Source organism: Siccirubricoccus phaeus, from assembly GCF_008360935.1.
In the GTDB taxonomy this organism is placed as follows: Bacteria; Pseudomonadota; Alphaproteobacteria; order Acetobacterales; family Acetobacteraceae; genus Siccirubricoccus; species Siccirubricoccus phaeus.
Genome location: NZ_SRXO01000016.1, coordinates 80,167 through 105,547 on the forward strand (window position 1 = coordinate 80,167; position 25,381 = coordinate 105,547).

A 25,381-nucleotide genomic window follows, 5' to 3' on the forward strand; every position below is an offset into this window, starting at 1 on the left:
GCAGGACGCCCGGGAAGCGTCGCCGGAGGCATCCGGGCGCATGGGCGAAGAGATGAGCGTATCGCCCTTCATCCGTAGAGCCTTCGGATCCGGCGCGGCGGCACGCCAAGGAACCACAGCCCCAGGCAGCAGAGATTGCGGGCGGAGCGGCGCCACCACCCCTCCCGCTGCCAGCGCGCGGCGGAGGTGACGGCCGCCACCGGCAGCGCCACGAGGCGGCGGCGGCCGAGGCGGCGGATGAGGTCCACATCCTCCATCAGCGGCAAGGGACGGAAGCCGCCGACCTCGTCGTAGAGAGCGCGGGAGATCAGCAGCCCCTGGTCGCCATAGGGCAGGGCCAGGAAGCGGCAGCGCCAGGCAACGGCGCGTTCCAGCCGGCGCGCCTGCCGGGAGGGATCATCCAGGGCGAAGCGGAAATAGGCGGCGCGGTGGCGGTTGGCGGGTGCCGCCATATGGGCGGCGATGGCGGCCTGCCAGCCCGGGCCGAGGCGGGTATCCGCATGCAGGAAGAGCAGCCAAGGGGTGCGGGCGGCCGCCGCGCCGGTGGCAAGCTGCACCCCGCGGCCGGGCGGGCCGGCGACGAGGCGGGCACCGGATTCCAGCGCCAATTGGATGGTGCCGTCCTGGCTACCGCCATCGGTGATGATCATTTCATGACATTGCCCGCGAAGGTTGTGGATTGTCGCGGCCAGAAGCCTGGCGGCGTTCCGCGTGGGAAGGACGATGGTCAGGCTTTGTTCCAGGGCAGTCTTAACCAATAGTTCGCTTGATGTTCTTGACAGCACAACCGCATCCACGGCAGGGTTGGGGGGAACGGACAAGGAACAGGACCATGCCGGACGGGCTTGCTGTTTCCCCTGGCCCGGGCCTGCCGCGCAAGGGCCGCGGCGCGCTCTCCAACCCCGCCGTGCGCTTCGAAAGCACGGCGCGGGAAGCCTTCGACGATGGCTGGGGCAGCCTCGAGGCGCTGGCCGACCTGCCGCCGCTGCCGACGACGCTGATCCGCGAGAAGTCGCGCAGCGCCATGGCCTGGAATGACAGCCCGGATATCGGCTTCGACCGGTCGCTGAACCCCTACCGGGGCTGCGAGCATGGCTGCGTCTATTGCTACGCCCGGCCGAGCCATGCCTATGTCGGCTATTCGCCGGGGCTGGATTTCGAGACGAAGCTGCTTTTCAAGCCGGACCTGCCGGCGCTGCTGGAGAAGGAGCTGCGGAAGCCGGGCTACCAGGCGAGGCCGGTGGCGCTGGGCGCCAATACCGACCCCTACCAGCCGGTGGAGCGCACCCTGCTGATCACCCGCCAGGTGCTGGAGGTGCTGGACCGCTTCAGCCACCCGGTGACGATCGTGACGAAATCCGCCGGGGTGCTGCGGGACCTGGACATCCTGCAGCGGATGGCGGCGCGGCGGCTGGTGCATGTCTGCGTCTCCGTCACCACGCTGGATGCGGCGCTGGCGCGGAAGATGGAGCCGCGGGCGGCGACGCCCGGCCGGCGGCTGGAGGCGATCCGGCAGCTCAACGCGGCGGGGGTGCCGGCGGGGGTGCTGGCGGCGCCGATGATCCCCGGGCTGAACGATGCGGAGCTGGAGCGCATCCTCTCGGCCAGCGCCGCGGCGGGGGCGCAGCGGGCGGGCTATGTGCTGCTGCGGCTGCCGCTGGAGATAAGGCAGCTCTTCGAGGAATGGGCGCGGGCGCATTTCCCGGACCGGGCGGCGCGCATCCTGGCGCTGGTGCGGGAGACGCGGGGCGGGCGGATGTATGACAGCCGCTTCGGCCAGCGGCAGACCGGGACGGGCATCTATGCGGACATGCTGGCCAACCGGTTCAAGGTGGCCATCACCAGGCTCGGGATGAACAAGGCCGGGGTCGGGGGGCAGGGGCTGGATTGCAGCCTGTTCGCGCCGCCGGCGGAGGCGGGGCCGCGGCAATTGGCGCTGCTGTGACTGAGGGGGAGCTCTGCTCCCCTCGTTGGACGCAGCGCGTCCAACCCTCCTCGCAAAGGGCCGAAGGGCGCCTTGGGCCCTGGAGTTTGGCCGTCTCGACCGTCGCGCCAAAGACTCACGGTTTCCAAAGGCCCTTCGGCCTTTGGCGGGGAGAGCCCGAGAGGGGCAGAGCCCCTCTCGGTTCAACCCTCTTCGGTGAAGAACTTCCGTCCATCCGCGAAGATATTGGGCCGCAGGAAGATGCTGAGAATGGTCGCCCCCTCCGGCCCGGCCCAGGCGACATGGGTATTCCCCGCCGGGCGCCAGACGAACTGCCCCTCCAGGCACTCCCCTTCCTCGTCCAGGAAATGCCCGCGCAGCACATAGGTCTGCTCGATGGCGGTGTGCTCATGCAGCGGCACCACCGCACCGGGTGCCAGCTCCAGCAGCAGCGTCGCCAGGCCGCTCGGGTCCGTGCAGAGCGTCTTGCATTTGATGCCGGGGAATTTGGTCTCCTCCCACGGCATGTTCGGCACGTCGAGGAAGATGGAAGCGGGCGAGGGTTCATCCGCGAGCAGGCGCTTGCGGGGCGGCTTCTGGGCACCATCGGGCATGGCGGATCCTCCCTGTATTCGACGGACGGACGACCAACCTAGACCATCATCCACACCGGCAGAAGCGCGGATCGTCGTCCAGCCGGTGCCCCAGAGCGTGATCGGCTGTGGTCGAGGAGACCGAAACGGTTTAGTGGCCAAACAATTGAGGGGAGGGACGGGTGAGCGAAGCTCAGCCGGGCCCGCTCCGGCGCGCGGTTCACGCTGCCTGGCCCCGCCCTCCGGCGACCCGCCCGGCCCGGGCGGGGGAAGCCGTCCCGGCTACCGCCGGTCGCCGGGCGCCATGGCCAGGCCGAGCCGGGCCATGCCCAGCATCATCTCAATGGCGAGGCAGGGGGAGGCGAGGCAGGCCAGGCCGGCGAGGATCGCCGTCTGCCCATCCCCGCCCTGCAGCAGCACTGCCAGCGGAGCGCAGGCGGAACCGGCCAGCAACAGCGCCCAGGGCGCCTCCTCCCCCTGGTCCAGGCCGGGGATGCGAGAAAGAGACCATCGCCAGAGCCGTTCCACGTGACACCCCATTGCTGCAAAGGGTTCAGCGGCGCCCTGGCGCAGGAGTTGCGGGCCAGGGGGACATAAAGCCGTGCGGCAAAGCGGCCGGAGCCGGAGCGGGCCCGCACCGCCGCCAACTATGGCGCAGCGGGACGCCGCCGCGCCACCATGGCGTTGGGGGGAGCCGGTAACGGGAAGGCTGCGAGGTTGTGCGCCGCATCTCAGGCGTTTGCGCGAGGCTGGGGGCGCCGCACCTCCGGTGCTTGCGTGAAGGTCGGGGGGCGCCGCATCCCGGCGCTTCCGCGAGATCAGGGCGCCGCATCCCGGCGCTGCCACGTGCTGCCTGCACCCCCACCCCCAGCCTTGCCCCGCAGGGCGGGAGGGGCGACGGCGCCACGCCTGGGCCAGGGCGCCCCGGCAGGCTTCAGATCATCGCCATGCCGCCATTCACATGCAGGGTCTGGCCGGTCACCCAGCCGGCCTCGCTGCTGGCCAGATACACCACGGCGCCGGCGATATCCTCCGGCGCGCCCATCCGGCCGGCCGGGATGCGCTCCAGCAGCCGGGCGCGCACCTGGTCCCCCAGCACATCCGTCATCGCCGTCTGCACGAAGCCCGGTGCGACGACATTCACCGTCACATTGCGGGTCGCCACCTCCTGCGCCAGGGATTTGCTCATGCCGATCAGCCCGGCCTTGGCGGCGGCGTAATTCGCCTGGCCGGCATTGCCGGTGACGCCGACGATGGAGGCGATGGAGACGATCCGCCCCCAGCGCTTCTTCATCATGCCGCGCAGCGCGGCGCGGGCCAGGCGGAAGGGGGCGGTCAGGTCCACCTCCAGCACCGCGTTCCAATCGGCATCGCCCATGCGCAGCGCCAGCATGTCGCGGGTGAAGCCGGCATTGTTCACCAATATGTCCAGGCCGCCGAGCTTGCCCTCCACGGCCTCCACCAGCGCCGCCGGGGCGGCGGGGTCGGCCAGGTCGGCGGGCGCCACCAGCACGGGCGCCTCCCCCTTGGCGCCCAGCTCGGCGGCCAGCGCCTCCAGCTCCGCCGCGCGGCGGCCGGTCAGCGCCACCGCGGCGCCCTGGGCGTGCAGCGCCCGCGCCACCGCGGCGCCGATCCCCCCCGTGGCGCCGGTGACGAGGGCAGTTTTTCCATCGAGACGAAACATGGCCGAACCTTCCAGGGCGGGATCGCGCGACTCGCGCGACCAGACAAAAGCCTGGGGCATGATCCCGTGGCCTCGCCACAGGATCATGACGCCAGGGCGGGTTTCGCAGGCGCCGGCCGCCCGCGCCACCTGGCGCCCCGCGGACCCTGCGTCTGCGGCCAGCTGCCGGTGCCGAAGCCGGTGGGCGCCGCGGGCAGGCGGCCTGAGCGTGATCGGCTGAGGTCGAATCGACCGAAGCCGTCAATCACGCGACCGGACCATGACCTGAAGCGGGACGGGTGAAGCTCGACCGATCCCGCTCCGGCGTCCTGCCCGCTCCGTTCGCTCGATTCCAACGAACGAAGCGGACAAGCACGCCGCTGAAAACAAAAGCCAGTCTCCCGAGTCCGAAGTCGCAGGACCCCGGACTCAGGACATCAGAGGCTCTTCAGGAAGGCCTCGACTTCGGCGGGCGTGCCGATGGCCAGGGCGGTCGCCTCCGGCGCGTTGCGCTTCATCAGCCCGGTCAGCACGCGGCCGGCGCCGAGCTCGGCGAAGCGGTCGCAGCCCATGGCGGCCATGGCGGCGATGCAGTCCCGCCAGCGCACCGTGGCGGTCACCTGGCGCACCAGCAGGTCGCGGATCTCATCCGGGTCCGCGGCCTTGGCGGCCGTGACATTGGCGACCACCGGCACCACCGGCGGGTTCACCGCGGCGCGCTCCAGCGCCTCGCCCATCGCCGCCGCGGCCGGGGCCATGAGGGCACAATGGAAGGGGGCGGAGACCGGCAGCGGCAGGGCCCGCTTGATGCCGGCGGCGGGGGCGGCGGCGACGGCGCGGTCCACCGCCGCCTTCGCGCCGGAGATCACCACCTGGCCGCCGCCATTGTCGTTGGCGACCTCCACCACCTCCGCCTTGCCCGTCTCCGGGTCCGTGGCGGCGGCGGCGCAGAGCGCCCGGGCCTGGTCCAGCTCGGCGCCCAGCAGGGCGGCCATGGCGCCGGTGCCGGGCGGCGTCGCCTTCTGCATCGCCTCCCCGCGCAGGCGCAGCAGCCGGGCGGCGGTGGAAAGGTCGAAGGCGCGGGCGGCGGTCAGCGCGCTGTACTCGCCCAGCGAATGGCCGGCGACGAGGGCGACCCGGGCGGCGAGGTCGAAGCCGCCCTCCTGCTCCAGCACCCGCAGCACCGCGATGGAATGGGCCATCAGCGCCGGCTGGGCGTTGGCGGTGAGGGTCAGCTCCTCGGCCGGGCCCTCGAACATCAGCTTCGAGAGCTTCTGCCTGAGGGCCTCGTCCACTTCCTCGAAGACCTCGCGGGCGGCGGGGAAGGCGGCGGCCAGGTCGCGGCCCATGCCGGGGGCCTGGCTGCCCTGGCCGGGAAAGACGAAGGCAAGGGCCATGGCAGGTTTCCAACGGATGACAGGGGGCGGGGCCTAACCGCTGGTCATCGCAATGTCAACGAGAAGGGCGGTAGGGGCCGGGAAAACAAGGGGATAGGGGGGGCGGGCTTCGCTCCGCCCGGCCTTGCCGGCCGCGCTCAGCGATCCGTCAGCCGCAATTCGATCCGCCGGTTCCGCGCCAGCGCTTCCGGTGAATCCCCGGTGTCCAGCGGCTGGTTGTCGCCGAAGGCCGTCGCCGCCACTCGGTTCGGCGCCAGCCCTTCCGCCATCAGCAATTGCGAGACCGCGATCGCCCGCGCCGCCGACAGCTCCCAGTTGGAGGCAAACCGCGCCCCGGGCCGCAGCGGCTGGCGGTCCGCATGCCCGTCCACCCGCAGCAGCCAGTTCACATCGGGCGGGATGCGGGAGGCGATCTCCTGCAGCACCCGCGCGATCTCGCGGATCTGCTGCTGCCCGCTCGGCGACAGCTCCGCCGAGGCGGGCGGGAACAGCACCTCGGACTGGAAGACGAAGCGGTCGCCGACGATCCGCACCTCCGGCCGGTCCCCCAGCACGTCCCGCAGCCTTCCGAAGAAGTCGCTGCGGTAGCGCTGCAGCTCCTCCACGCGCGCCGCCAGCGCCGCGTTCAGCCGCAGGCCCAGCGAGGCGATCTGCGCATCCTTGTCCCGGCCGGAGGCTTCCGCGGCATCCAGCGCCGCCGCCACCCGGGCGAGCTGGTTGCGTAGCTCCTCGAGCTGACGGGTCAGCAGCGCCACCTGGGCGCGGGCGCTTTCCGCCAGGCGGGTCTGCTCGGCGCCGGCGCGTTCCGCCGCCTGGCGGCGCTGGGCTTCGTCCTGGGCGATGGTCTCGGCGGCGCGGCGGCGCTCGCCTTCGGCCGCCGCGGCGCGTTCGGCGGCGGCGCGGGCTTCCGCCTCGCTGCCGGCCGTGGCTTCGGCGGTGCTGCGCCGCTGCGCCTCGTCGCCGGCGCGCCGCGCCGCCTCCGCCGCCTGGCGCTCCAACTGGTCCCGCATGGCGGAGAGGGCGCGGATCTGCTCGGAGAGCCGGGCAATATCGGCCAGCCGCGTCTCGATGGTGGCGCGGTCCGCCTGCACCTGGCGATCGAGCGCCGCCATCTCCGCCCGCATCGCCGCCACCTGCTGGCGGGTGCTTTCCAATTGCGCCTGCGCCTCGGCCAGCGACTGGTGGAGGTTGGCCAGCTCCCGCCGCGCCGTCTCCACCGCGCCGCGCGCCTCGGCGAGCTGCGTCTCGGCCTGCTGGCGGGCGGCGCGCTCGGCGGCGAGGTTGCGGCCGGTCTCCGTCAGGCGGCGCACGGTCTGCGCGGCATCGCCGCCGGCGGCCTCGGCGCGGCGCAGGGCCTCCGCCAGCTGGGCTTCCAGCGCGGCGATCCGCTCCCCGCTGCCGCGCGCCGAGAGATCGAGATCGGTGATGCGGGCGGTCAGCCGGTCGCGGTCGGCGCGGGCGGCGTCGCGGTCGGCCATCAGCCGCTCGCGCTCCTCCCGCGTCTCGCGCAGTTGGGCGGAAAGCGCATCCCGCGCCGCGGCCGCGACGCGCAATTCCTCGGCGGTGCGGGACAGGGCGTTGCGCAACTCGCCCGCCTGGCCACGCTCCAGCGCCAGCATCTCGGCCAGCTCGGAGACCTGGCGGTTCAGCCGGTCCAGGGCGCGGTCGCGGGAGGACAACGCAACCGAGAGGAAGCCCTGGGCCAGGACGAACACCATGAGGACGAAAATGATGACCATGAGGAGCGTCGAGAGCGCATCCACATAGCCGGGCCAGGCCTCCAACCCGCCGCCATCGCGGCGGCGCCGGGCGCCGCTCAGGGCCATGGTATTTCGAGGGGGCCTTGCCCCCTCGAGCTCCCCCGCCAGGGGCTTCCATCGAGAATGTGCAGCATTGCCGATGGGGTCCCCCCAAGGCCGCAAGGCCCTTGGCACCCTTGCATCCGCCGGGTCACCGCGGCGCCTCCTCGGACAGCGCCGCGATGGTGCGGGCAACCAGCTTAATCTCGCTGCGCAGCTCGGCCGTGCTCTGGGCGCGGCCCTGCGAGACCTCCTCCAGCAGGCGGGCCAGATACAGCTCCGCATTGCGCAGATGGCCGCGGGTCTGGTCGTCGATCGCCGGCTGCGAACCGGCATCGGCCAGGCGCGACAGCACGGGGCCGAGAGCGGCCTGCTGCTCCGCGACACGCAGCATCAGGCTCTGGCCGGTACGCATCTGGTCGGTCAGGGTGGAAAGCCGCTCGGTGAGCGTCATCATCGCCTGGCTGGTCTGGGCCCGGCCTTCCTCGCCGCGGGCCAGGATGCGCTGCAGCCCTTCCAGATTCTCCGCCGTCTGCTCCAGCAGCGCCTGGACGTAAGCGGGGACGCTGCCGCCCTCGCCGCCCGCATCGCCCAGCACGCCGGAGGAAAGGCGCGTAATCCCTGCCAGCCACTCCTCCAGCTCATTGAAGAAGCGGTTCTGCGCCTGGCCCGCGGTGAGATCGAGGAAGCCCAGCACCAGCGCCCCCGAAAGACCCAGCATGGAGGCGGAGAAGGCCGTGCTCATCCCCCGCAGCGGCTGCGCCAGCCCGGTCTTCAACTGGTTGAAGAGCTGGTTCACATCGCCCGAGCCCACCGACATGTCAGCAATGACGTCCGAGACCGAGCCGATGGTCAGCAGCAGCCCCCAGAAGGTGCCGAGCAGGCCGAGGAAGATCAGCAGCCCGGTCATGTAGCGCGAGAGCTCCCGCGACTCGTCGAGGCGGGAGCCGATGCCGTCCAGCAGCGTGCGCATGGCGCCGGCGGACAGCGACAGCCGGTCCGAGCGGCGGGCGGCGAACATGCTGGCCATCGGCCCCAGCAGCCGCGGCAGCGCCTGGGCGGGGGCGCCGAGCTTCGGCTGGCGGAAATTCTCCAGCCAGTCCACCTCCGGCCGCAGCACCAGCACCTGGCGGAGATTCCAGGCGATGCCGAGCAGGATGACGGCGAGGATCAGGCTGTTGAGGATGGGGTTGCTGACGAAGGCATGCATCAGCATCGGCGCCAGCAGCACGACGACGCCGCCGACCACGGCGAGGAAGCCCAGCATGCGCCAGAGGAAGCGGAGCGGCGGTGTCATCTGCGGTCTGTCGTCCCCCCTGGCGTCCCCCCTGGCGTCCCCCGGCTGGGCGGCGGCTGGATATCGGCACTGTCCAGCCCATCGGCCGTGCGGCCCATCGGGCGGATATCGATTCGCGTCGGCGGCAGCCCGCCTTCCGCCAGCGCCTGCTTCACCGCGAAGCCGCGGGCCAGGCTGAGGCGGCGGGCGGTGGAGACATCCTCCGGCCCGCTGGCCTGGGCCAGGATGGTGACGCGCCCCGGCGGCCCGGCGGCCAGGCGACGGCCGAGCTCCGCCAAAGCGGGGGCGGCGGCCTCCGGCACCTCCGCCGCGCCGGTGGGGAAGCGCAGGCGCCAGGCGCCGCTGGGCAGGGCCTCCATCCCGGGCGGCAGGGCCAGCGCCGGGACGGTGGCGGGGGACAGGCCGCGGGCCGGCGCCGGGCGGTCCGGCAATCGGGCGGGGGTGGGCGGGGCCAGCGCCGGTTCCGGCGGCACGGGCCCGTCCTCCGCCGCCGCCGGCAGCGGCAGGATCAGCAGGGCAAGCAGCAGGGCGCGGCAAAGGGGCTGGGTCACGGGGCGAAACTAGGCCGTCCGGCCGCGTCGCGGCAATGCGTTGGCGGGTGACGGCGCGTTGCGGCGGGGGGCTTTGCCCCCTTGCCCCGGCAGGGGGCGCTGCCCCCTGCACCCCCGCCGGGGGGTGGACCACCCCCCGGACCCCGGTGTGGGTTTGCGGTTCAGCGGACCGGAGTCGGGGGAGGGGTCACTGCCGCCAATGGGCAGCGCCCTGGTGGGGGTTCGGGGCGGAGGCCCCGGTCTACTCCGAAGCCCGCGCCCGGGCGCTGGCGACGGCGGCGATCCCTTCCACCACCACCTCCCGCAGCTTGCCGTGCAGCGCCTGGTTGCCGGCGACGACATTGCCTTCCGCATAGGGGTCGCCGCCCTCGGGGTCGGTCACGAACCCCCCGGCTTCCTTCACCATGATCAGCCCGGCCGCCATGTCCCACTTCTTGAGGCCGAGCTCCCAATAGCCCTCGTACCGCCCCGCCGCGACCCAGGCGAGATCCAGCGCCGCCGCGCCGAAGCGCCGCACCCCCGCCACCTGCGGCATGATGCGCGCCAGGATCTGGCTGAACTCCGCCTTGCGCGGCACGCCGGCGAAGGGGATGCCGGTGGCGAAGACCGCCTGCTGCAGCTCCTTCCGGCCGGAAACGCGCAGCCGCCGGTCGTTCAGGAAGGCGCCGACGCCCTTCTCCGCCCAGAACATCTCGTCCGAGGCGGGGTTGTAGATGACGCCGGCGACGATCTCCGTCTTCTCCGCGTCGATCCGCTTCTCGATGCCGACGGAGATGGCCCAGTGCGGGATGCCGTGCAGGAAATTGGTGGTGCCGTCCAGCGGGTCCACCACCCAGCGCCATTCCCAATCCTCGGCGCCATGGCTGCCGCTTTCCTCCATCAGGAAGGCGAAGTTCGGGCGGGCGCGGGAGAGTTCGGCGCGGAGCGATTCCTCCGCCCGCAGATCGGCCTGGGAGACGAAATCCCCCGGCCCCTTGGGCGAGACCTGGAGCTGCTCGACCTCTCCGAAATCGCGCAGCAGGCGGCGGCCGACCTTCTGCACGGCGGCGACGACGACGTTGAGGGCGGGGGAGAGACGGGGGGAGGGGGCCATGGGCGGGGACTCCGTGCGGCCGGCGAGGATGGGCGCGCGAGGCGAGGGGAGGCGGCCGGCCTCCCGCCAGGAGCCGGGCGGGGGCAGGGGCGGCCGGCAAGGCCCTGGCACGCGCGGCCGGACCTGGCACTGCCTGTTGCCCTGAAGCGGCCTTGCCGCTTCAGGCTATGGGAGGCCCCGGGAAGGCAGCGACTCCCGGGGCCCCCGCAGAGCCGCGCAGCGGCTTCGTGGGGAGCTTACTTCGCCCGTTCCACGTAGCTGGCGTCTTCCGTCTTCACCACGATCTTCTCGCCGGCGGTGACGAAGGGCGGGACCATGGTCTTCACGCCGTTGGAGAGCACGGCCGGCTTGTAGGAGGAGGTGGCGGTCTGCCCCTTCACCACCGGATCGGCCTCCACCACCTCCAGCACCACGGATTCCGGCAGGGACATCGCCACCGGCTCGCCCTCGATGAGGCGGACATTGACGGTCATGCCCTCGACCAGGAAGGGCAGGCGGTCCCCCAGGATGTCCTTGGTGACATGCGTCTGCTCATAGGTCTCCGGATGCATGAGGACGAGCTGATCGCCCTCGGCGTAGGAGAAGGTGAACTCTTCGTCGGCCGTCTCCAGCCGCTCCACCGTATCCGCGGTGCGCCAGCGCTGGTCCTTCTTCGCGCCGGTCTTCACGTTGCGCATTTCCACCTGGATGACGGCGGCGCCCTTCCCGGGGATCATGATGTTCTGCTTGAGGATGGTGTAGCGCTGGCCTTCGAACTCGATGACCATGCCGGCACGCATCTGGTTGGCCTGCATCTTTGCCATGGGTGGGCGACCTGTCCGGGAGGTTGGGAATGAGCGGGCGCCCGGATGGGCGCGGGTGGCGGGGGTTTAGGCGGGAAGATGGCGGGAGGGAAGGGGGCGGCGTTCTCCCGGGCCACGGGTGATGCTATATTGGGCAGGCATGTCCGCTTCCCTCTCCCCGCCCTCCGCCGCGCATCGCCCGATGACCGAGGCGGAATTCTTTGCCTGGCTCGCCCGGCAGGAGCGGCGGCATGAGCTGGTGGACGGGCGGCCCAGGGCGATGGTAGGGGCCACGCTGCGGCACAACCGCATCATCGGCAACCTCTCGGCGGCGTTGCGGTCCAGGCCGCGGGGCGGAGCCTGCCAGCCCTACACGATGGATGTCGCGGTGCGCATCCCCAACCGCAACATCCGCTATCCGGATGCGGTGGTGGATTGCGGCCCCTATGCGGACAATGCCCGGGCGGCGGCCGAACCCATGCTGGTGGCCGAGGTGCTCTCCCCCTCGACCATGGATTTCGACCAGACGGAGAAGCTGGAGGAATACCGTTCCGTCCCCGGCCTTCGCCACATCCTGATGATCGACACCGACCAGCCCCGGCTGCGCCTGCACAGCCGGGGCGAGGACGGGCATTGGGCGTCCGAGCCCTTTGCCGGGCTGGCGGCACTGGTCGCGATCCCGGCGCTGGGCATCGAGCTGCCCCTGGTCGAGCTGTATGAGGGCCTGACCTTCCAGCCCCTGCCCCGCCTGGTCACGCCCGGCGCGCCGGAATAGCTGTTGCGCCAGCGGCGGCCGGCGCTGGCTGGTGCCCTGACGCGGCTTTGCCGCGGCAGGCTGTGCGATGCCTGGGGAATGCAGCGCTTCCAGGGTCCCGCGGCGCCGCGCAGCGGGGTCATGGGAAATCTAGCATCCTGCCCGCGAAGTTCGCTGGATTTCCGGCGAACGCAGCGGACAAGCGGGACACTAGAGCGGTTTCACGCTGACTGTGCAGCGCGAAACCGCTCTAGCTTATGATTGTAGAGCAGATTCACGCCTCCGGGCGATGCCGCCCTCCGGCGATCTGCTCTAGCATTCCACCACCCGCACATGTCCGGCCGCGCCATAGGCCAGGATGGCGCGGTCCCGCGTCACCACCGGCAGGCCGCGGTCCCGGGCGGTGGCGATGATCAGCCTATCGCCCGGATCGCCATGCACCTCTCCCGGCAGGAAGGAGGCGCCGATGGCGATGCCCGGCGTCAGCGGTGCCGGGCGGAGCCCGGGCGCCGCCATCAGCCTGGCGAACCAGGTCTGCGGATCGGGCAGGAAGTCGATGGCCGGGCGGTTGGACCGGGGGCGAGCCAGCATCCCCACCTCCCAGGCCGAGACCGGGGAGACGAAGATGCCCTCCCCCGCCCCGGCCGCCAGGATGGCCTGCAGCGCCGCCGGGGCCAGCCTGTCGCCATTCGCCAGCCAGATCGCCGCGCAGGTGTCGAGCAGGAGGCCCCGGGGAGCGCCCTCGCTCACCCGTGCAGCCGGCCCTCCTCGGCGAGGAAGGGCGCCTCGCCCTCCGAGGCCGGGGCGGTCAGGTCCAGCCCGGGCGGGATCACCGCCATGCCGCGCAGGCAGCCATGCAGCCCGGCCAGGGCCTCCGCCGGGGCGGGCGGCGGGACCAGCAGGGCGACGACCTTGCCGCGCTTGGTGATCTCCAGCCGATCCCATTCCCCGGCCGCGGTGCGGTCCAGCAGCTCCAGGCAGGTAGCCTTGAACTCGGCGGCGGCGATGATGGGGGCGTCGGCGGTCATCGGAGCCTTTCCATGGTCATCTGGGATGACCATATGGCGTCGCCCGTCCCGGAGTCCAGGAGAATGGGCACTTTCCCCCCGCCCCCCGGCGTCTCCCGCACATAGGTCGGCCAGGCCAGCCCGGTCACCCGCCCACGCAGCCGCCGCAGCAGCGCCAGCCCCTCCGCCTCCGGCACATGGAAGCGGGCCGTCCCCGGCGCCGGGTCCAGCTGGTGCAGGTAATAGGGTTTTACTCGTGCCCGCAGCATGGCCCGGAACAGCCCTTCCAGCGCCGCCTCGCTGTCATTCACCCCGCGCAGCAGCACGCTCTGCCCCAGCAGCACCGCCCCCGCGCCATGCAGCCGCCGCAGCGCCGCCTGGGCCGCCGGGGCGAATTCCCGCGCATGGTTGGCATGGACGCAGAGATAGAGCGGCGCCTCCACCGCCAGCGCCTCGGCCAGCGCCGCCGTCACCAGCCGGGGCGCCGCCACCGGCACCCGGCTGTGGATGCGCAGGATCTCGATATGCGGGATCGCCGCCAGCCGCCGCAGCACCTCCCCCAGCCGCCGGGGCGAGAGCATCAGCGGGTCGCCGCCGGTCAGCACCACCTCCCGCACCTGCGGCGTCGCGGCGAACCAGGCGAGCGCCGCCTCCAGCTCCGCCTCGCTCAGCAGCCCGCCATCCGGCCCCACCGCCTCCCGCCGGAAGCAGAAGCGGCAATAGACCGGGCAGGCCAGCAGCGGCTTCAGCAGCGCCCGGTCCGGGTAGCGATGCACCACCCCCTTCACCGGGGTGAAGGGCGCATCCGCCGTCGGGTCTTCCAGCTCATGCGGGGCGGTGATCAGCTCCGCCGGGTCGGGGAGGTATTGCCGGGCGATCGGGTCCGCCGGGTCGGCGGGGTCCATCAGCCTCGCCATCTCCGGCGTCACGGCGATGGCGTAGCGTTCCGCCACCGCCGCCACCCCAGCCCGCGCCGCCTCCGGCAGCAGCCCGGCCGCGATCAGCTCCCCGGCGCTGCGGAGGGTGCGGGCCGGCCGGCGCCCGCCCGCTGCCGTCAGGGCGGAAGCCGCCCGGGCAAGGTCCGGCGCGTCCTGGGCTGGGCGGGAGGGGAGGCCATCGGGCATGGTCCCGGGCAGCTAGTCCCTCAGGTCCCCCGACGCAATGCCCGCATCCCCACCCCTCTCCCCACCCTGGCATCCGGAACGCCTCGCTGCCCGGCTGCCTTTCCTCCACCGCCGGGCGGCGCTGACCGCCGCCACCCGCGCCTTCTTCGCCGCCCGGGGCTTCACCGAGGTGGAGACCCCCTGCCTCGTCCCCGTGCCGGGGATGGAGGTGCATCTGCATGCCTTCCGCAGCGAATACGTGCCCCATCTCGGCCAGGGGGAAAGGCGGGTCCTCTGGCTCCGCACCTCGCCCGAACTTGCCCTGAAGCGGTTGCTGGTGGCAGGGGCCGGGCCGATCTTCGAACTCGCCCGGGTCTGGCGGAACGGCGAGGCGAGCCCGCGCCACGCCCCGGAATTCACCATGCTGGAATGGTATGCCCCCGGCCTCGGCCTCGCCGGCCTGATGGACCAGGTGGAGGCCTATCTCCGCGCCGTCGCCCCGCCCCTGGTCAGCCATGCAGGCGTGGCATGCGACCTGACCCTGCCCTTCGAGCGGCTGACCATGCAGGCGGCCTTCGCCCGCTGGTGCGGCGGCCTCGACATCCTCGCCACCGAGGGCGATGCGGCGAAGCTGCGCGCGGCGGCCGCCGCCATCGGCGTGACGCCGCGGGAGGATGAGGGCTGGGAGGACCTCTTCTTCCGCCTGCTGCTGGAACGCATCGAGCCGCAGCTCGGCCGCGGCCGCGCCACTTTCCTCACCCATTGGCCGACGCCCCAGGCGGCGCTGGCCCGGCGCGACCCCGCCGACCCCCGCGCCGCGCTGCGCTTCGAGCTCTTCGTCGCCGGGATCGAGCTGGCCAACGCCTTCGACGAGCTGACCGACCCGGTGGAGCAGCGCGCCCGCTTCACCGCCGATGTGGCGGAACGCCGCGCCCGCTACGGGAGCGAAGGCTGGGAGGTGGACGAGGATTTCCTCGCCGCGCTGGAACACGGCATGCCGGCGGGCAGCGGCATCGCCCTGGGCTTCGACCGGCTCGCGATGCTCGCCAGCGGGGCCCGGCGGATCGAGGACGTGCTCTGGCTGCCGGCGCTGCCGTGACCGGCCCCGGCTGCACGGGCCTCAGCCGGTCTCCGGGGCGCCGCCGCCCGTGGCCTATTTCCGGTTGGGACTCACCCCGAAGGAGGTCTGCCCCGGCGGCCCGCCGCGATTGCCGCTGACGGAGCCGGACTGCCCATGCTGCCGCTTGCCCTTCGGCCCGCCATGGGCATGCGCCCGGCTGCCATGCGGCGCGTCGTCCTCCGGCCGGCCGAAGGCGGGACCGGCATCGGGGTCGGAGGCGAGGCGGCCAGCCACCTCGGCCTCCCCCAGCATCGCCGCCGGGGCCTGGAGGGCGGGCAGGGAAAGCCGCACCAGCCCGCCTTCCAGCCCCGCCACGGTGGAGCGGGGCAGCCAGCGATGCTCCCCCGCCTCGCCGCGCATCAGCTTGAGATATTCGCCCTCCACCCGGTCCACCATGCCGACCGGGCGGCCATCGCTGCCGACCACTGGCGCGTGATCCGGAATCTCGCCGCGTTCCAGGCGTTGCGCGTTGGCCATGGCTTCCTCCTGCCGGTGGGCGGGAGAACGGCAGGGCAGGGCCGGGGTTCAGCGGCCTGCTGCGGCCTTCCGCAACCGTGCCGGCTTTCCGGCCGCGGCGCGGGGGCTCGGCGGGGCGGCCGGCGGCCTGCGGCAGCCGCGGCAAGGCGTTGCGGCCGGGCTGCGTAGGGCAGCCTTCCGCCGCGGCGGGACGACCGGCGTGCAGCAACCATCGGCAAGGGTGCGGCGCCCGTAACGGCGGCGGCAGCCTTCGGCCAGGGCGCGACGGCCGTCGCGGCATGCGGCAACCTTCCGCCGGGCCAGGCGGCCGGGCATGCGGCCGCCGCCGGGCAGGCAGGCGAAATCCCGCGATGCCCCCTACACCCCCCCCGCCCGCCGCCCATCCGGGGCGGGCAGTGCCCCGCCGCAACCGCCCCGCCGCCCTGCCGTTGCCGCCGGATGCAAGGCCCCATGGAAGCCATCCTGCTCTGGTTCATCCTGCCGCTCTGGCTGGCGGCGGGGGTGGCGGATTGGCTCTGCCACCGCGCGACCCACATCGCCACCACCACCGGCGCGAAGGAATCGCTGATGCATATCGCCATGCTGGGGATCGCCGGCGTGCCGGTGGTGGCGGGGCTGTTCCTGCAGGTGAACGCCCTGCTCATCGCCGTCATGCTGCTTGCCTTCCTGGCGCATGAGGCGGTGGCGCTGTGGGATGTCAGCTACGCCACGCCGCGGCGGGAGGTGAATTTCATCGAGCAGCATGTGCACAGCTTCCTCGAGCTGGTGCCGCTGATGGCGATCATCGCCGTCGTCACCCTGCACTGGGACCAGGCGCTGGCGCTGTTCGGCCTGGGCGAGGCGCGCGCCGACTGGACGCTGCGGTGGAAGGAGCCGCCGCTGCCGACGCTCTATGTCGGCGGCATCCTGCTCTCGATCCTGCTGCTGGAGCTGCTGCCCTATGCGGAGGAGCTGTGGCGCTGCTGGCGGGCCGGCAACGGCTTCCTGCACCCGGCGCCGCGGCGGCGGCCGCGGCCCGAATGACCGCCGGCGCGGCGGTCAGCCGGCCCCGGGCCCGGCCAGGGCCTGGGAGAAGCGCAGCAGATAGCCGTCCGGATCCTGCACCAGGAATTGCCGCACCGTGACCGCGCCCTCGCCGACGCGGTAGCGCTTCACCTCCGGCGGCATGAAGAGCGGGTGGCCGGCCGCGGCCAGAGCGGCGAGAATCGGGTCGAGGTCATCGACCGCGATCTCGAAATTCACATGCCGGCCGAAGGGCGGCGTGGTGGGCGCCACTGCCCAGCGATGCGGCCTCTCCTTCGGCAGCTCGTCCAGCATGAGGCGGGAACCGTCGCGCTCCAGGCAGGCGAAGCCGTCCTCCGGCCGGTCAAACAGCACGCGGAAGCCGCAGGCGCCGCACCAGAAGGCCAGGCTGCAGGCGAGTTCCGTCACCATCAGCTCCGGCACCAGGGCGGGGTGCCTCATGCCGCGGCGATCGCGGCGTTCATGGCGCGCACGCCGGCCGCCGGCCCTTCCGGGTGGTTCCAGACAGCGCCGACCACCGCCAGGAAATCCGCGCCGGCGCGGACCAGCGGGGCGCAATTCTGCGCGGTGATGCCGCCGATCGCGACCGAGGGGATCTCGAACATCTCGCTCCACCATTCGAGGATTTCGGGCATGGCGCGGTGCTGCGTCTCCTTCGTGCCGGTGGGGAAGAAGGCGCCGAAGGCGACGTAATCCGCGCCGAGCTCGCCCGCCACCATCGCCAGGTGCCGGCTGGCATGGCAGGTGATGCCGAGGATCTTCCCCTCCAGCAGCCTGCGCGCCGCCGCGTGGTCGCCATCCTCCTGCCCCAGATGCGCGCCGTCGCAGCCGAGCTCGGCGGCCAGGGTGGCATTGTCGTTCAGCAGGAAGGCGACCTCCCGCGCCTGGGCGATGGGCATCAGCGCTTCGGTCGCCCGCCGGATCTCGTCCGGCGCCGCGTCCTTCAGCCGGAGCTGCAGGCAGGCGACGTCGCCGGCATCCAGCGCCGCCGCCAGCAGCTCCGCGAAGCCAGGCGGCAGCACCGGTGGCGTGATGAGGTAGAGTCGGCAGCGATCCTCGGTCATGGCGTGGTCTGTGGCCGGTTTGCCGGGCGATGGGAAGGGCAGGCTCAAGGGTTCAGACGGGGGTGGGCGCACCGTGTCCAGCCGGCCCTTGGCGGGCGGAGTTTGCGAGGGCCGGCGCCTCTCTCAGGTTGCGCGGCTCTCGGCCACTTCCCGCATCGCCTCCGCCACCGCCCTGTCCCTTCCGTCCTCGCTGCCCGCCAGCCCGGCGATGGCGCCGTCGCGATCCGCCGCGCTGCGGTTCTGGCTCAGCTTCCGCTTCCCCGTCAGCCGCTCGATCCGCAGCTCGAACCCCACGATCCCCTTGAGCTGCGCCGCGACGAATTCCGCCGGCGCATCCGCCACCGCCCAGGGGGCCGGCTGCGCCGCCTCCTTCTCCCGCGTCAGCGCGCTGACGATGCCGAGCAGCCGCGTTGCGTCCTCGATGAGCTCGACCGTCCCCTCGGCATGCACCGCCTCGTAATTCCAGGTCGGCACCACCCTGTGGGTCTCGGCCTTGGAGGGGTACCAATTGGGCGAGACATAACCCTCGGCCCCGCGGAACACCGCGACCGCCCGCCCCGCCTCCCGCAGCGCCCGCCAATGCGGGTTGGCGCGCGCCAGGTGGCCGATCAGCACGCCGCGCCCTGCATCCAGCGTCAGCGGCAGGTGGGTGACGTCCGGCACGCCGCCGGCGCCGTTCGAGACCAGCAGCGCCAGCCGGGCCTCGCGGATCAGGGCGTGCAGGATCTCCGGGCGGTCCTCCCGGAAGGCGGGCGGGGTGTACATGCCGCCAGCCTGCCGCAGCCGGGGCCGGAATGCTACCGGCGCCGGGAGGGTTGCGGCTTCTCGATCCGGCCGGCGGCGGTCTCCGTCGCTTCCCGCTCGCCATGCGGGCGGCCCTTGGGCTCGGCCTCGCCGGCTGCCTTGCCGTTGCCGTCGCGGTGCTCCGGGTCCGGGGTCTTCTCCTCGGGCTTCCAGCGGGTGTCGTTACCGCGCTTCGGGTCGTTGGCCATGGCGCGCGCTCCTTCGGTTTGCCGGCGGAACGCCGGGGGCGGCGCGGGGTTGCGCGCGTTGTCCGGGGGCCTGCCGGCGCCGGGGGTCCCGGGCCGGGCCGGCGGAGACGTTCCGTGCCGGCCGCGCCCGGCGGAGGAGCCGGGGCCGGCGGCCCCGTTTCCGCCGCCTGCCCTGCCGGCCGGCAAGGTCGCCGCGCCGGCCGCCACCCTGGGCCGGCCGGCCCCTCGCAACTGCGCAAGGACGTGCCCATGCCGCCATTGCCGCTTTGGCTTTCCCTGGTCTTCGTTTTCGTGATCGCCCCGCTGCTCGCCGTGCTCGCCCTGGCAGCGGTGCATGCGGTGCTGGACCGGCTGCTGGCGCACCGCCAGGCGCCGGTGCTGCACCAGGTGCTGGCGCAGGGCCGCCCTTCCCTGGCCGTCGCCGCCGCGCTGCTGGCGGTGCAGGCGGCGCTGCCCGCGGTGGAGCTGCCCGGCCCGCTCTTCGCGGCGGCGGACCGGCTGACCGCCCTCGCCCTGGTCGGTGCGCTGGGCTGGTCGCTGACGCGCAAGGTGGCGGCGGTGTTCGATGCCTATCTGGACGGCGATGCGGGGGCCGACGCGAATTGGCTGATCCGCCGGCGCCGCACGCAATTGACCGTGTTCCGCCGGCTGGCCGTGGCGGCAGGGCTGGCCATTACGGCGGGGCTGGTGCTGACGGCCATCCCCGCGGTCCGTGCGGTCGGCCTCAGCCTCTTCGCCTCGGCGGGCGTCGCCGGCATCGTCGCCGGTATCGCGGCACGGCCGGCGGTCTCCAACCTCATCGCCGGCATCCAATTGGCGCTGACCCAGCCCATCCGCCTGGGCGATGCGGTGCTGGTGGAGAATGAGTGGGGGCATGTGACGGAGATCACCGCCACCTTCGTTACCATCACCACCTGGGACCAGCGCTCCCTGGTGGTGCCGCTGGGCTATTTCATGGAGCGGCCGATCCGCAATTGGACGAAGACCAGCAGCCAGTTGATCGACACCATCTTCCTCTACGTGGATTTCGCCGTGCCGGTGGAGGCGATCCGCGCCGAGGCGAAGCGCATCCTGGAGGAGACGAAGCTGTGGGACGGCCGGGTTTTCGCCGTGCAGGTGACGGATATCCGGGAGCGCAGCATGGAGGTGCGGGTGCTGATGAGCGCGGCCAATGCAGGGGTGATGTTCGACCTGCGCTGCATCATGCGGGAGAAGCTGATCGCCTGGCTGGCGCGGGAGTATCCGCAGGGGCTGCCGCAGGAGAGGCTGGAATTGGCGCGGCCGCCGCGGGCGCGGCAGGTGGCGTAGCGGGGCTCCGCCCCGGGCCCCGGCAGGGGGCGCTGCCCCCTGCACCCCCGCCGGGGGGTGGACCACCCCCCGGACCCCGGTCTGAGTCTTGCGGTTCGACCTGCGGACTCGCAGCGAGGTCCGCTCCGGCGGGGGTGGCGGCGCTGCCGCCAGCGGTAGCCCCCGTTTTTCAGCCTTCGCCCTCGTCGGGGATCTGCAGCATCGTGCCGCAGGCCTTGCAGTGCACCGCATCCGGCTCATGCCGCGTGAGGCCACAGGACGGGCAGGGGAAGCGCACCTTCGCCGGCCGGAACAGCGTCTGCGCCAGGCGCAGGAACAGCGTGACCCCGGCCAGCATGATGACGGCGGAGAGCAGCCGCCCGGTGGTGCCCGGCAGGGTGATGTCGCCGAAGCCCGTCGTCGTCAGGGTGGTGACGGTGAAGTAGAGCGCGTCGGCGTAATTGGTGATGGCCGGGTTGCTGCGGTGCTGCGTCTCGAACACCACGCCGGTCATGACGAAGAGGAAGACGCCGAGCTGCGTGGCGGCGAGCGCCGCCTCCTCATTCCTGCGGAAGAAGGGCAGGTCGGAACGCAGCGAGGCGATCAGCCGCACCGAATGCAGCAGCCGCAAGGTGCGGAGCACGCGGAGGAAGCCGAGCGCGCCGCTGAGCAGCGGCGCCAGCAGCAGGGAAAGGATGGCGACCAGATCCGCCACCGCCAGCGGCCGCAGCAACGCCCGCACCGGCCTGCCATTGGCGGCAAGGCGCAGCCCGAATTCCCCGAGCAGCACCAGGCCGAGCGCGACATCGCCCGCCAGCACCATCGGCGTGCGCGGCTGGAAGGAGGCGGCGACGATCCAGCCGAGGCTGGCGGCATCGAGCGCCAGCAGCCCGTAGCGGAAGCGCTTCGCCTCCGGCGTCATCGCCTCATACAGATGCCGCAGCCTCACCCGCCAGCTATGCCGGCGGGGGGAGGCGGCCGGCATGGCGCCGGGCGTGCGGTGCGCTCGTCTCCGTCCCAGCATCACGCCCCGCCCGTCGGTCGCCCGCCGTATTGAGCATGCCGGCGGCCGCGCCTCAAGCGGCCGCGATGCGGGGCGCCGGCGGCGCTACAGCGCGCCGCCCTTCCGCCCCGCCATGGCGCCGAGGCGCAGCCGCAGCGCGTTCAGCTTGATGAAGCCCTGGGCATCGAACTGGTCATAGGCGCCCTGATCCTCCTCGAAGGTCACGTGCTTCATGGAGTAGAGGCTGTTGGGCGACTTCCGGCCGGTGACGATGACATTGCCCTTGTAGAGCTTCATGCGCACCGTGCCGGTCACGCTCCGCTGGCTCTCGTCGGCCATGGCCTGCAGCATCCGGCGCTCCGGGCTGAACCAGAAGCCGTTATAGACCAGCTCCGCATAGCGGGGCATCAGCGAGTCCTTCAGATGCGCCGCCTCGCGGTCCAGGGTGATGGATTCGATGGCGCGGTGCGCCTGGTGGAGGATGGTGCCGCCGGGGGTTTCGTAGCAGCCGCGGGACTTCATGCCGACGAAGCGGTTCTCCACCAGATCGAGGCGGCCGATGCCGTTCGCCTTGCCCAGCGCGTTCAGCTCGGTGAGCAGGGCGGCCGGGGAAAGGCGCTTGCCGTTGATGCCGACGGCGTCGCCGCGCTCGAATTCCATGGTGATCTCGGTCGGGGTGTCCGGCGCGTCCATCGGGCTGATGGTGCGCTGCCAGACCATCTCGTCCGGCGCGTCCCAGGGCTCCTCCAGGATCTTCCCCTCGCTGCTGCTGTGCAGCAGGTTGGCGTCCACGGAGAAGGGCGCCTCGCCACGCTTGTCCTTGGCGATCGGGATCTGGTTGGCCTCGGCGAATTCCAGGAGCTTCGTCCGGCTCGTCAGCTCCCATTCCCGCCAGGGGGCGATGACCTTCACATCCGGCTTCAGCGCGTAGTAGCCGATCTCGAAGCGGACCTGGTCGTTGCCCTTGCCGGTGGCGCCATGGGCGACGGCGTCGGCGCCCACTTCCTCGGCAATCCGGATCTGTTCCTGCGCAATCAGCGGGCGGGCGATGGAAGTGCCGAGCAGGTACTGGCCCTCGTAAAGGGCATTCATCCGGAACATCGGGAAGACGAAGTCCCGGACGAATTCCTCCCGCAGGTCACGAATGAAGATGTTCTCGGGCCTGATGCCGAGCAGCAGGGCCTTGTCGCGGGCCGGGCCGAGTTCCTCGCCCTGGCCGAGATCGGCGGTGAAGGTGACCACCTCGCAAGCGTAGGTGGTCTGCAACCATTTCAGGATGACGCTGGTGTCGAGCCCCCCGGAATAGGCGAGCACCACCTTCTTCACATCCTTCACGCGCATCGTCTGGGCCTTTGATTGCCTGGCTGGTCCGGGCCGCACCATGGCGCCGGGGCCAGGCCGGGGCAAGCGGCGGCGGGTGCGATGGTTCCGCTTGCAAGGGGCGGCGGCTTCGGGTTTCATCAAATCTATGGCATACCGAATACAAATCTTCGGCATCCGTAGGTTGATAGGGCTGGCCCTGCTCGGTACCCTGCTGGCCGCCTTCTCCTTGCGGCCGGCCCGGGCGGAGGCACCGCCGGCGGTGCTGGACGCCGAGGCGGTGCCGCATCTGGCCGCGGAGGGCCGTGTCGGCTACCGCCGCTTCCTGCAGCAGGCAACCCCCCGCGCCTTCGCCCTGGCCCCGGATGGAAGCTGGGGCTGGGCCGCGGCGCAACCCGATATGGCGGCGACCGAGGCGCGCGCCCTGCAAATCTGCGCGCAATGGGGCGGGAAGGAATGCAGGATCTATGCCAGGGACCTGGCGGTGGTCTGGAACGGCGATGTCCGCGCGCCCGGCACCCCGCCCGGGGAGGTCTTCGCCGCCGGCCCCGGCTGGACCCTGCTGCCGGATGCCCGCTTCCTCTGGCGAGGGCCGGGGCGGGCCCATGGCGCCTATGTCTGGGCGCATGGCCGCGCCGCCGGCGGGCAAGACAGCCGCGGCAGCCAGCCGCAGCCGCATGTCCGGGTCTTCAACAATGCCGGCTGGGACGTGTTCCGCTTCGACCGCGACCCGATGACGGACGAGACCGACACGGCCGCCGGCTGGCTGCGCGCCGCGCTGCGGGAGTTGCGGAAGCGCGGCTACACGAGGCTGGTCGCCGCCGGCCAATCCCGTGGCGGCTGGAATGCGTTGCAGGCGCTGTCCGAGCCCGGGCTGGCCGATGCCGTGGTGGCGGTGGCGCCGGCGGCGCATGGGGCGCGCGGCAGCCCGGCCTGGGCCTGGGCGCTGCAGGATCTCCGCCGGGTGGTGGCGACGGCGCGCAGCCCGGCGGCGCGCGTGGCGGTGGTGACCTTCGCCGGGGATGAGTTCGACCCGGACCCCGCCGGCCGCGCCGCCATCCTGCGCGGCCTGGCGGCGCGGACCGAGGCGCTGCTCTTCCTCGACCGGCCGGCCGGGTTGAGCGGTCATGGCGGCGGGGCGGAGGCGGGCTTCACCCAGCGCTATGGGGAGTGCCTGCTGGAATTCGTCGAAGGCGGGCCCGGCTGCGAGGAGGCGGCGGACAGGCTCGTTGCCGGCAGCGCCCCTCTGGCAGGGGCCATGGCCGTTGGCGGCATGCTGCCGACCCCGGCCGCGATGAAGGCCTCCCCCCGGACCCGCTAGAGCAAACTCCGATCAGGTGGAATCACCTGATCGGCGTAATTTGCTCCCTGACAAAGACCTGGAGCATTTTCAAGCTCGGCGGAATCGCCGGATGACTCGGACGTCGGGTCTGAAGACTCACACCGGGGTCCGGGGAGGGGTACCCTCCCCGGTGGGGGTTCGGGGGCAACGCTCCCGATCTTTCTCGCCGCTTTCCCTATGTCCTTCTCTCACTTCGCGCCCCAGGGGCAAGCCCCCCTGGCGGGAGGCGGAGCCCCTCTACGACACTGCCTCCCGCCGCATCCCCCGCCTCGCCCACAGCGTCAGCCCCAGCGCCCCCGCCGCCGCCAGGGCGAAGCTGCCGCGATAGTCCAGCAGGAACAGCCCCAGCCCGAAGGCCAGCGACCCCGCCCCCTGGCCGAAGAACAGCGCCATGGCGAAGGCCGACATCGCCGTGCCGCGCGCCTCCGGCAGCGCCTCCGTCGCCATGGTCAGCAGCACGCCGTGGAAGGTGTAGAACACCAGCCCCAGCAGAAGCTGCACCAGCCCCACCATCCACCAGCTCTGTGCCAGGGCCAGCAGCACCAGCCCGCAGGTCAGGCCGCAGCCGCCGATCATCAGCAGCCCGCTCTCCCCGAAGCGCGCCACCAGCCGCTTCGCCAGCCGCGTGTACAGGAAGGCGCCGGCCCCGAAGCCCGCGACCAGCAGCCCGGCCTCCGCGATGCTGCGGCCGAAGCCTTCCACCAGGAAGCTGCCGACGAAGGGAAAGGCGCCACCGAACAGCCAGAACCCGTCGAGGAAGGCGGTGGCCAGCAGCCAGCGGCCGGAGGGGCGGCGGAGCAGCGCGGCATAGCCCGGCGTCGCCGCCGGCCGCGCCGCCACACGCCACAGCCGGCCGCCCAGCCGCCAGCTCAGCGCCGCCACCACGGCGAAGGCGACGAGGCCGAGCAGGGCGACCGGCACCCGCCAGCCGAGCAGCGAGGCGATGATGCCGGCGATCGGGCCGGAGAGCATCTGCGCCATCACCATGCCGGTGGAGAAGCGCGCCAGCGCCCCCTGCCGCTCCGCATAGGGCACGACGTCGCCGAGATGCGCCATGAGCAGCGGGATCACCGCCCCGGCCCAGAGCCCGGAGAGGGCGCGCCAGACGATCAGCTCCCCGAGCGAGCCGGCCTGGGCGCTGAGGATGAGCGTGCCGCCATAGAGCAGCAGCGCGATGGCGGCGATGCGCGGCTTGCCCAGCCGGTCGCCGAGCGGCCCGGCGGCAAGCTGCACCAGGCCATAGGCGATGACGAAAGCGGCGACCACGGGGGCTGCCATCGGCACGGTGATGCCGAAATCGGCGGCGAGCAGGGGAAGCAGCGGATCCAGCATCCGCATGCCGGCGCCCGTGGTGAATCCGGCGAGCGCGAAGAGCGCGATGGGAAGTGCGGGAGGCATGTAAGCGGCATTGGCGCAACTGCGCCCGGGGGCGTCAAGCGGCAGCGCAACGGCATGGCGCCTCCCGGCCGCGCGGCGCCGCGTTCAGCCGCCGGGGTCCAGCGCCTCCGCCACCGCCTGCTTGCCGCGCCGCGGCAGCAGCTTCATCACCAGGATGAAGAGGGAGAGCACGAGGCAGGCCGAGTTGCTGAGGATGACCGGCAGGGCGCCGAGCAGCAGGCCATAGGTGATCCAGAGCGTGAATCCGGCCGCCGTCACCGCATACATGCCGGCCGAGATCGCCCGCGTGTCGCGGCTGCGGATGACCTTCCAGGCCTGCGGGATGAAGCTGGTGATGGAGGCGAGGCTGGCGGCCCCACCGATCAGCGTCGCCGCATCCATGCCCTCGCCTC

The 25,381-nt window shown here is 72.3% G+C and carries 28 protein-coding genes; 6 read left to right on the plus strand and 22 right to left on the minus strand.

Annotated features, from left to right (window positions below):
* Positions 1 to 68: 68 nt before the first annotated feature.
* Complete coding sequence (locus E5N76_RS20525; protein ID WP_235907798.1) at positions 69 to 785, minus strand: TIGR04283 family arsenosugar biosynthesis glycosyltransferase; 717 nt, start codon at positions 783 to 785, stop codon at positions 69 to 71.
* A 47-nt stretch (positions 786 to 832) separates the two neighbouring features.
* Between E5N76_RS20525 and E5N76_RS20530 the strand changes: the two genes are divergently transcribed.
* The gene (locus E5N76_RS20530) at positions 833 to 1,945 is read left to right on the plus strand and encodes a PA0069 family radical SAM protein (protein WP_187830301.1); all 1,113 of its coding nucleotides are present in this window, start codon (positions 833 to 835) and stop codon (positions 1,943 to 1,945) included.
* Positions 1,946 to 2,127: 182 nt separating this feature from the next.
* On the opposite strand, the gene E5N76_RS20535 is transcribed toward E5N76_RS20530, so the two are convergent.
* From E5N76_RS20535 to efp, 9 genes are all read right to left on the minus strand, one after another.
* Positions 2,128 to 2,538 (minus strand): cupin domain-containing protein, encoded by a 411-nt coding sequence (locus E5N76_RS20535; protein ID WP_149539191.1) that lies wholly within the window; start codon positions 2,536 to 2,538, stop codon positions 2,128 to 2,130.
* A gap of 261 nt (positions 2,539 to 2,799) precedes the next feature.
* A complete protein-coding gene (locus E5N76_RS20540; protein ID WP_149539192.1) occupies positions 2,800 to 3,045 on the minus strand; it encodes a hypothetical protein in 246 nt (81 codons plus the stop codon).
* Positions 3,046 to 3,451: 406 nt separating this feature from the next.
* Complete coding sequence (gene fabG, locus E5N76_RS20545) at positions 3,452 to 4,201, minus strand: 3-oxoacyl-[acyl-carrier-protein] reductase (RefSeq protein WP_149539193.1); 750 nt, start codon at positions 4,199 to 4,201, stop codon at positions 3,452 to 3,454.
* 416 nt (positions 4,202 to 4,617) lie between these two features.
* Positions 4,618 to 5,577 (minus strand): ACP S-malonyltransferase, encoded by a 960-nt coding sequence (fabD, locus tag E5N76_RS20550; RefSeq protein ID WP_149539194.1) that lies wholly within the window; start codon positions 5,575 to 5,577, stop codon positions 4,618 to 4,620.
* 137 nt (positions 5,578 to 5,714) lie between these two features.
* Positions 5,715 to 7,403: a peptidoglycan -binding protein gene (locus E5N76_RS20555; protein WP_149539195.1), complete on the minus strand. Its 1,689-nt coding sequence runs from the start codon at positions 7,401 to 7,403 to the stop codon at positions 5,715 to 5,717.
* 124 nt (positions 7,404 to 7,527) lie between these two features.
* The gene (locus E5N76_RS20560) at positions 7,528 to 8,673 is read right to left on the minus strand and encodes a flagellar motor protein MotA (RefSeq protein ID WP_149539196.1); all 1,146 of its coding nucleotides are present in this window, start codon (positions 8,671 to 8,673) and stop codon (positions 7,528 to 7,530) included.
* The gene (locus E5N76_RS20565) at positions 8,670 to 9,224 is read right to left on the minus strand and encodes an OmpA family protein (RefSeq protein ID WP_149539197.1); all 555 of its coding nucleotides are present in this window, start codon (positions 9,222 to 9,224) and stop codon (positions 8,670 to 8,672) included. The genes E5N76_RS20560 and E5N76_RS20565 overlap by 4 nt, the downstream gene beginning before the upstream one ends.
* Before the next feature lie 241 nt (positions 9,225 to 9,465).
* Entirely contained in the window at positions 9,466 to 10,317 is an 852-nt protein-coding gene (locus tag E5N76_RS20570; RefSeq protein WP_149539198.1) for an inositol monophosphatase family protein, read from the minus strand.
* Between the two features lie 236 nt (positions 10,318 to 10,553).
* Positions 10,554 to 11,120: an elongation factor P gene (gene efp, locus E5N76_RS20575; RefSeq protein WP_149539199.1), complete on the minus strand. Its 567-nt coding sequence runs from the start codon at positions 11,118 to 11,120 to the stop codon at positions 10,554 to 10,556.
* A 139-nt stretch (positions 11,121 to 11,259) separates the two neighbouring features.
* Here efp and E5N76_RS20580 point away from each other — a divergent pair, with 139 nt between their 5' ends.
* On the plus strand, positions 11,260 to 11,874 hold the full coding sequence (locus E5N76_RS20580; protein ID WP_207792048.1) for a Uma2 family endonuclease: 615 nt from the start codon (positions 11,260 to 11,262) through the stop codon (positions 11,872 to 11,874).
* Positions 11,875 to 12,165: 291 nt separating this feature from the next.
* Here E5N76_RS20580 and E5N76_RS20585 read toward each other — a convergent pair whose 3' ends face one another.
* The 3 genes from E5N76_RS20585 to E5N76_RS20590 are packed head-to-tail and all read right to left on the minus strand — an operon-like array spanning position 12,166 to position 13,984.
* Positions 12,166 to 12,603, minus strand: coding sequence for a type II toxin-antitoxin system VapC family toxin (locus E5N76_RS20585; protein ID WP_207792049.1), 438 nt, complete (start codon positions 12,601 to 12,603; stop codon positions 12,166 to 12,168).
* Positions 12,600 to 12,881, minus strand: a complete 282-nt coding sequence (locus E5N76_RS30120) for a type II toxin-antitoxin system Phd/YefM family antitoxin (protein WP_207792050.1) — start codon at positions 12,879 to 12,881, stop codon at positions 12,600 to 12,602. Before E5N76_RS30120 ends, E5N76_RS20585 begins: the two co-directional genes overlap by 4 nt.
* Entirely contained in the window at positions 12,878 to 13,984 is a 1,107-nt protein-coding gene (locus E5N76_RS20590) for a lysine-2,3-aminomutase-like protein (protein ID WP_149539201.1), read from the minus strand. The genes E5N76_RS30120 and E5N76_RS20590 overlap by 4 nt, the downstream gene beginning before the upstream one ends.
* 37 nt (positions 13,985 to 14,021) lie before the next feature.
* On the opposite strand from E5N76_RS20590, the gene epmA reads away from it, so the two are divergent.
* On the plus strand, positions 14,022 to 15,062 hold the full coding sequence (gene epmA / locus E5N76_RS20595; RefSeq protein WP_149539202.1) for an EF-P lysine aminoacylase EpmA: 1,041 nt from the start codon (positions 14,022 to 14,024) through the stop codon (positions 15,060 to 15,062).
* A gap of 54 nt (positions 15,063 to 15,116) precedes the next feature.
* Here the strand turns inward: epmA and E5N76_RS20600 are convergent, their stop codons facing one another.
* Positions 15,117 to 15,560, minus strand: a complete 444-nt coding sequence (locus tag E5N76_RS20600) for a DUF2171 domain-containing protein (protein ID WP_149539203.1) — start codon at positions 15,558 to 15,560, stop codon at positions 15,117 to 15,119.
* A 450-nt stretch (positions 15,561 to 16,010) separates the two neighbouring features.
* On the opposite strand from E5N76_RS20600, the gene E5N76_RS20605 reads away from it, so the two are divergent.
* A complete protein-coding gene (locus E5N76_RS20605; protein ID WP_207792051.1) occupies positions 16,011 to 16,583 on the plus strand; it encodes a hypothetical protein in 573 nt (190 codons plus the stop codon).
* 15 nt (positions 16,584 to 16,598) lie between these two features.
* Here the strand turns inward: E5N76_RS20605 and E5N76_RS20610 are convergent, their stop codons facing one another.
* The 4 genes from E5N76_RS20610 to E5N76_RS20625 all read right to left on the minus strand — a co-directional run bounded on the left by E5N76_RS20610 (position 16,599) and on the right by E5N76_RS20625 (position 18,639).
* The gene (locus E5N76_RS20610) at positions 16,599 to 17,024 is read right to left on the minus strand and encodes a bleomycin resistance protein (RefSeq protein ID WP_149539205.1); all 426 of its coding nucleotides are present in this window, start codon (positions 17,022 to 17,024) and stop codon (positions 16,599 to 16,601) included.
* Positions 17,021 to 17,647, minus strand: coding sequence for a thiamine phosphate synthase (gene thiE, locus E5N76_RS20615; RefSeq protein ID WP_149539206.1), 627 nt, complete (start codon positions 17,645 to 17,647; stop codon positions 17,021 to 17,023). The genes E5N76_RS20610 and thiE overlap by 4 nt, the downstream gene beginning before the upstream one ends.
* Positions 17,648 to 17,770: 123 nt before the next feature.
* Complete coding sequence (locus E5N76_RS20620; protein ID WP_149539207.1) at positions 17,771 to 18,412, minus strand: FMN-binding negative transcriptional regulator; 642 nt, start codon at positions 18,410 to 18,412, stop codon at positions 17,771 to 17,773.
* Between the two features lie 32 nt (positions 18,413 to 18,444).
* Positions 18,445 to 18,639, minus strand: a complete 195-nt coding sequence (locus E5N76_RS20625) for a hypothetical protein (protein ID WP_149539208.1) — start codon at positions 18,637 to 18,639, stop codon at positions 18,445 to 18,447.
* A 249-nt stretch (positions 18,640 to 18,888) separates the two neighbouring features.
* Between E5N76_RS20625 and E5N76_RS20630 the strand changes: the two genes are divergently transcribed.
* Positions 18,889 to 19,947, plus strand: coding sequence for a mechanosensitive ion channel family protein (locus tag E5N76_RS20630; protein ID WP_149539209.1), 1,059 nt, complete (start codon positions 18,889 to 18,891; stop codon positions 19,945 to 19,947).
* A 169-nt stretch (positions 19,948 to 20,116) separates the two neighbouring features.
* Here the strand turns inward: E5N76_RS20630 and E5N76_RS20635 are convergent, their stop codons facing one another.
* A complete protein-coding gene (locus E5N76_RS20635; RefSeq protein WP_149539210.1) occupies positions 20,117 to 20,911 on the minus strand; it encodes an ion channel in 795 nt (264 codons plus the stop codon).
* 123 nt (positions 20,912 to 21,034) lie between these two features.
* Entirely contained in the window at positions 21,035 to 22,270 is a 1,236-nt protein-coding gene (locus tag E5N76_RS20640; RefSeq protein ID WP_149539211.1) for an argininosuccinate synthase, read from the minus strand.
* Between the two features lie 127 nt (positions 22,271 to 22,397).
* Here E5N76_RS20640 and E5N76_RS20645 point away from each other — a divergent pair, with 127 nt between their 5' ends.
* The gene (locus E5N76_RS20645; protein WP_207792052.1) at positions 22,398 to 23,570 is read left to right on the plus strand and encodes a hypothetical protein; all 1,173 of its coding nucleotides are present in this window, start codon (positions 22,398 to 22,400) and stop codon (positions 23,568 to 23,570) included.
* Between the two features lie 258 nt (positions 23,571 to 23,828).
* Here the strand turns inward: E5N76_RS20645 and E5N76_RS20650 are convergent, their stop codons facing one another.
* Positions 23,829 to 24,989, minus strand: a complete 1,161-nt coding sequence (locus E5N76_RS20650) for an MFS transporter (RefSeq protein ID WP_149539213.1) — start codon at positions 24,987 to 24,989, stop codon at positions 23,829 to 23,831.
* A gap of 84 nt (positions 24,990 to 25,073) precedes the next feature.
* Positions 25,074 to 25,370: a SemiSWEET family sugar transporter gene (locus E5N76_RS20655; protein WP_149539214.1), complete on the minus strand. Its 297-nt coding sequence runs from the start codon at positions 25,368 to 25,370 to the stop codon at positions 25,074 to 25,076.
* Positions 25,371 to 25,381 lie beyond the last annotated feature (11 nt).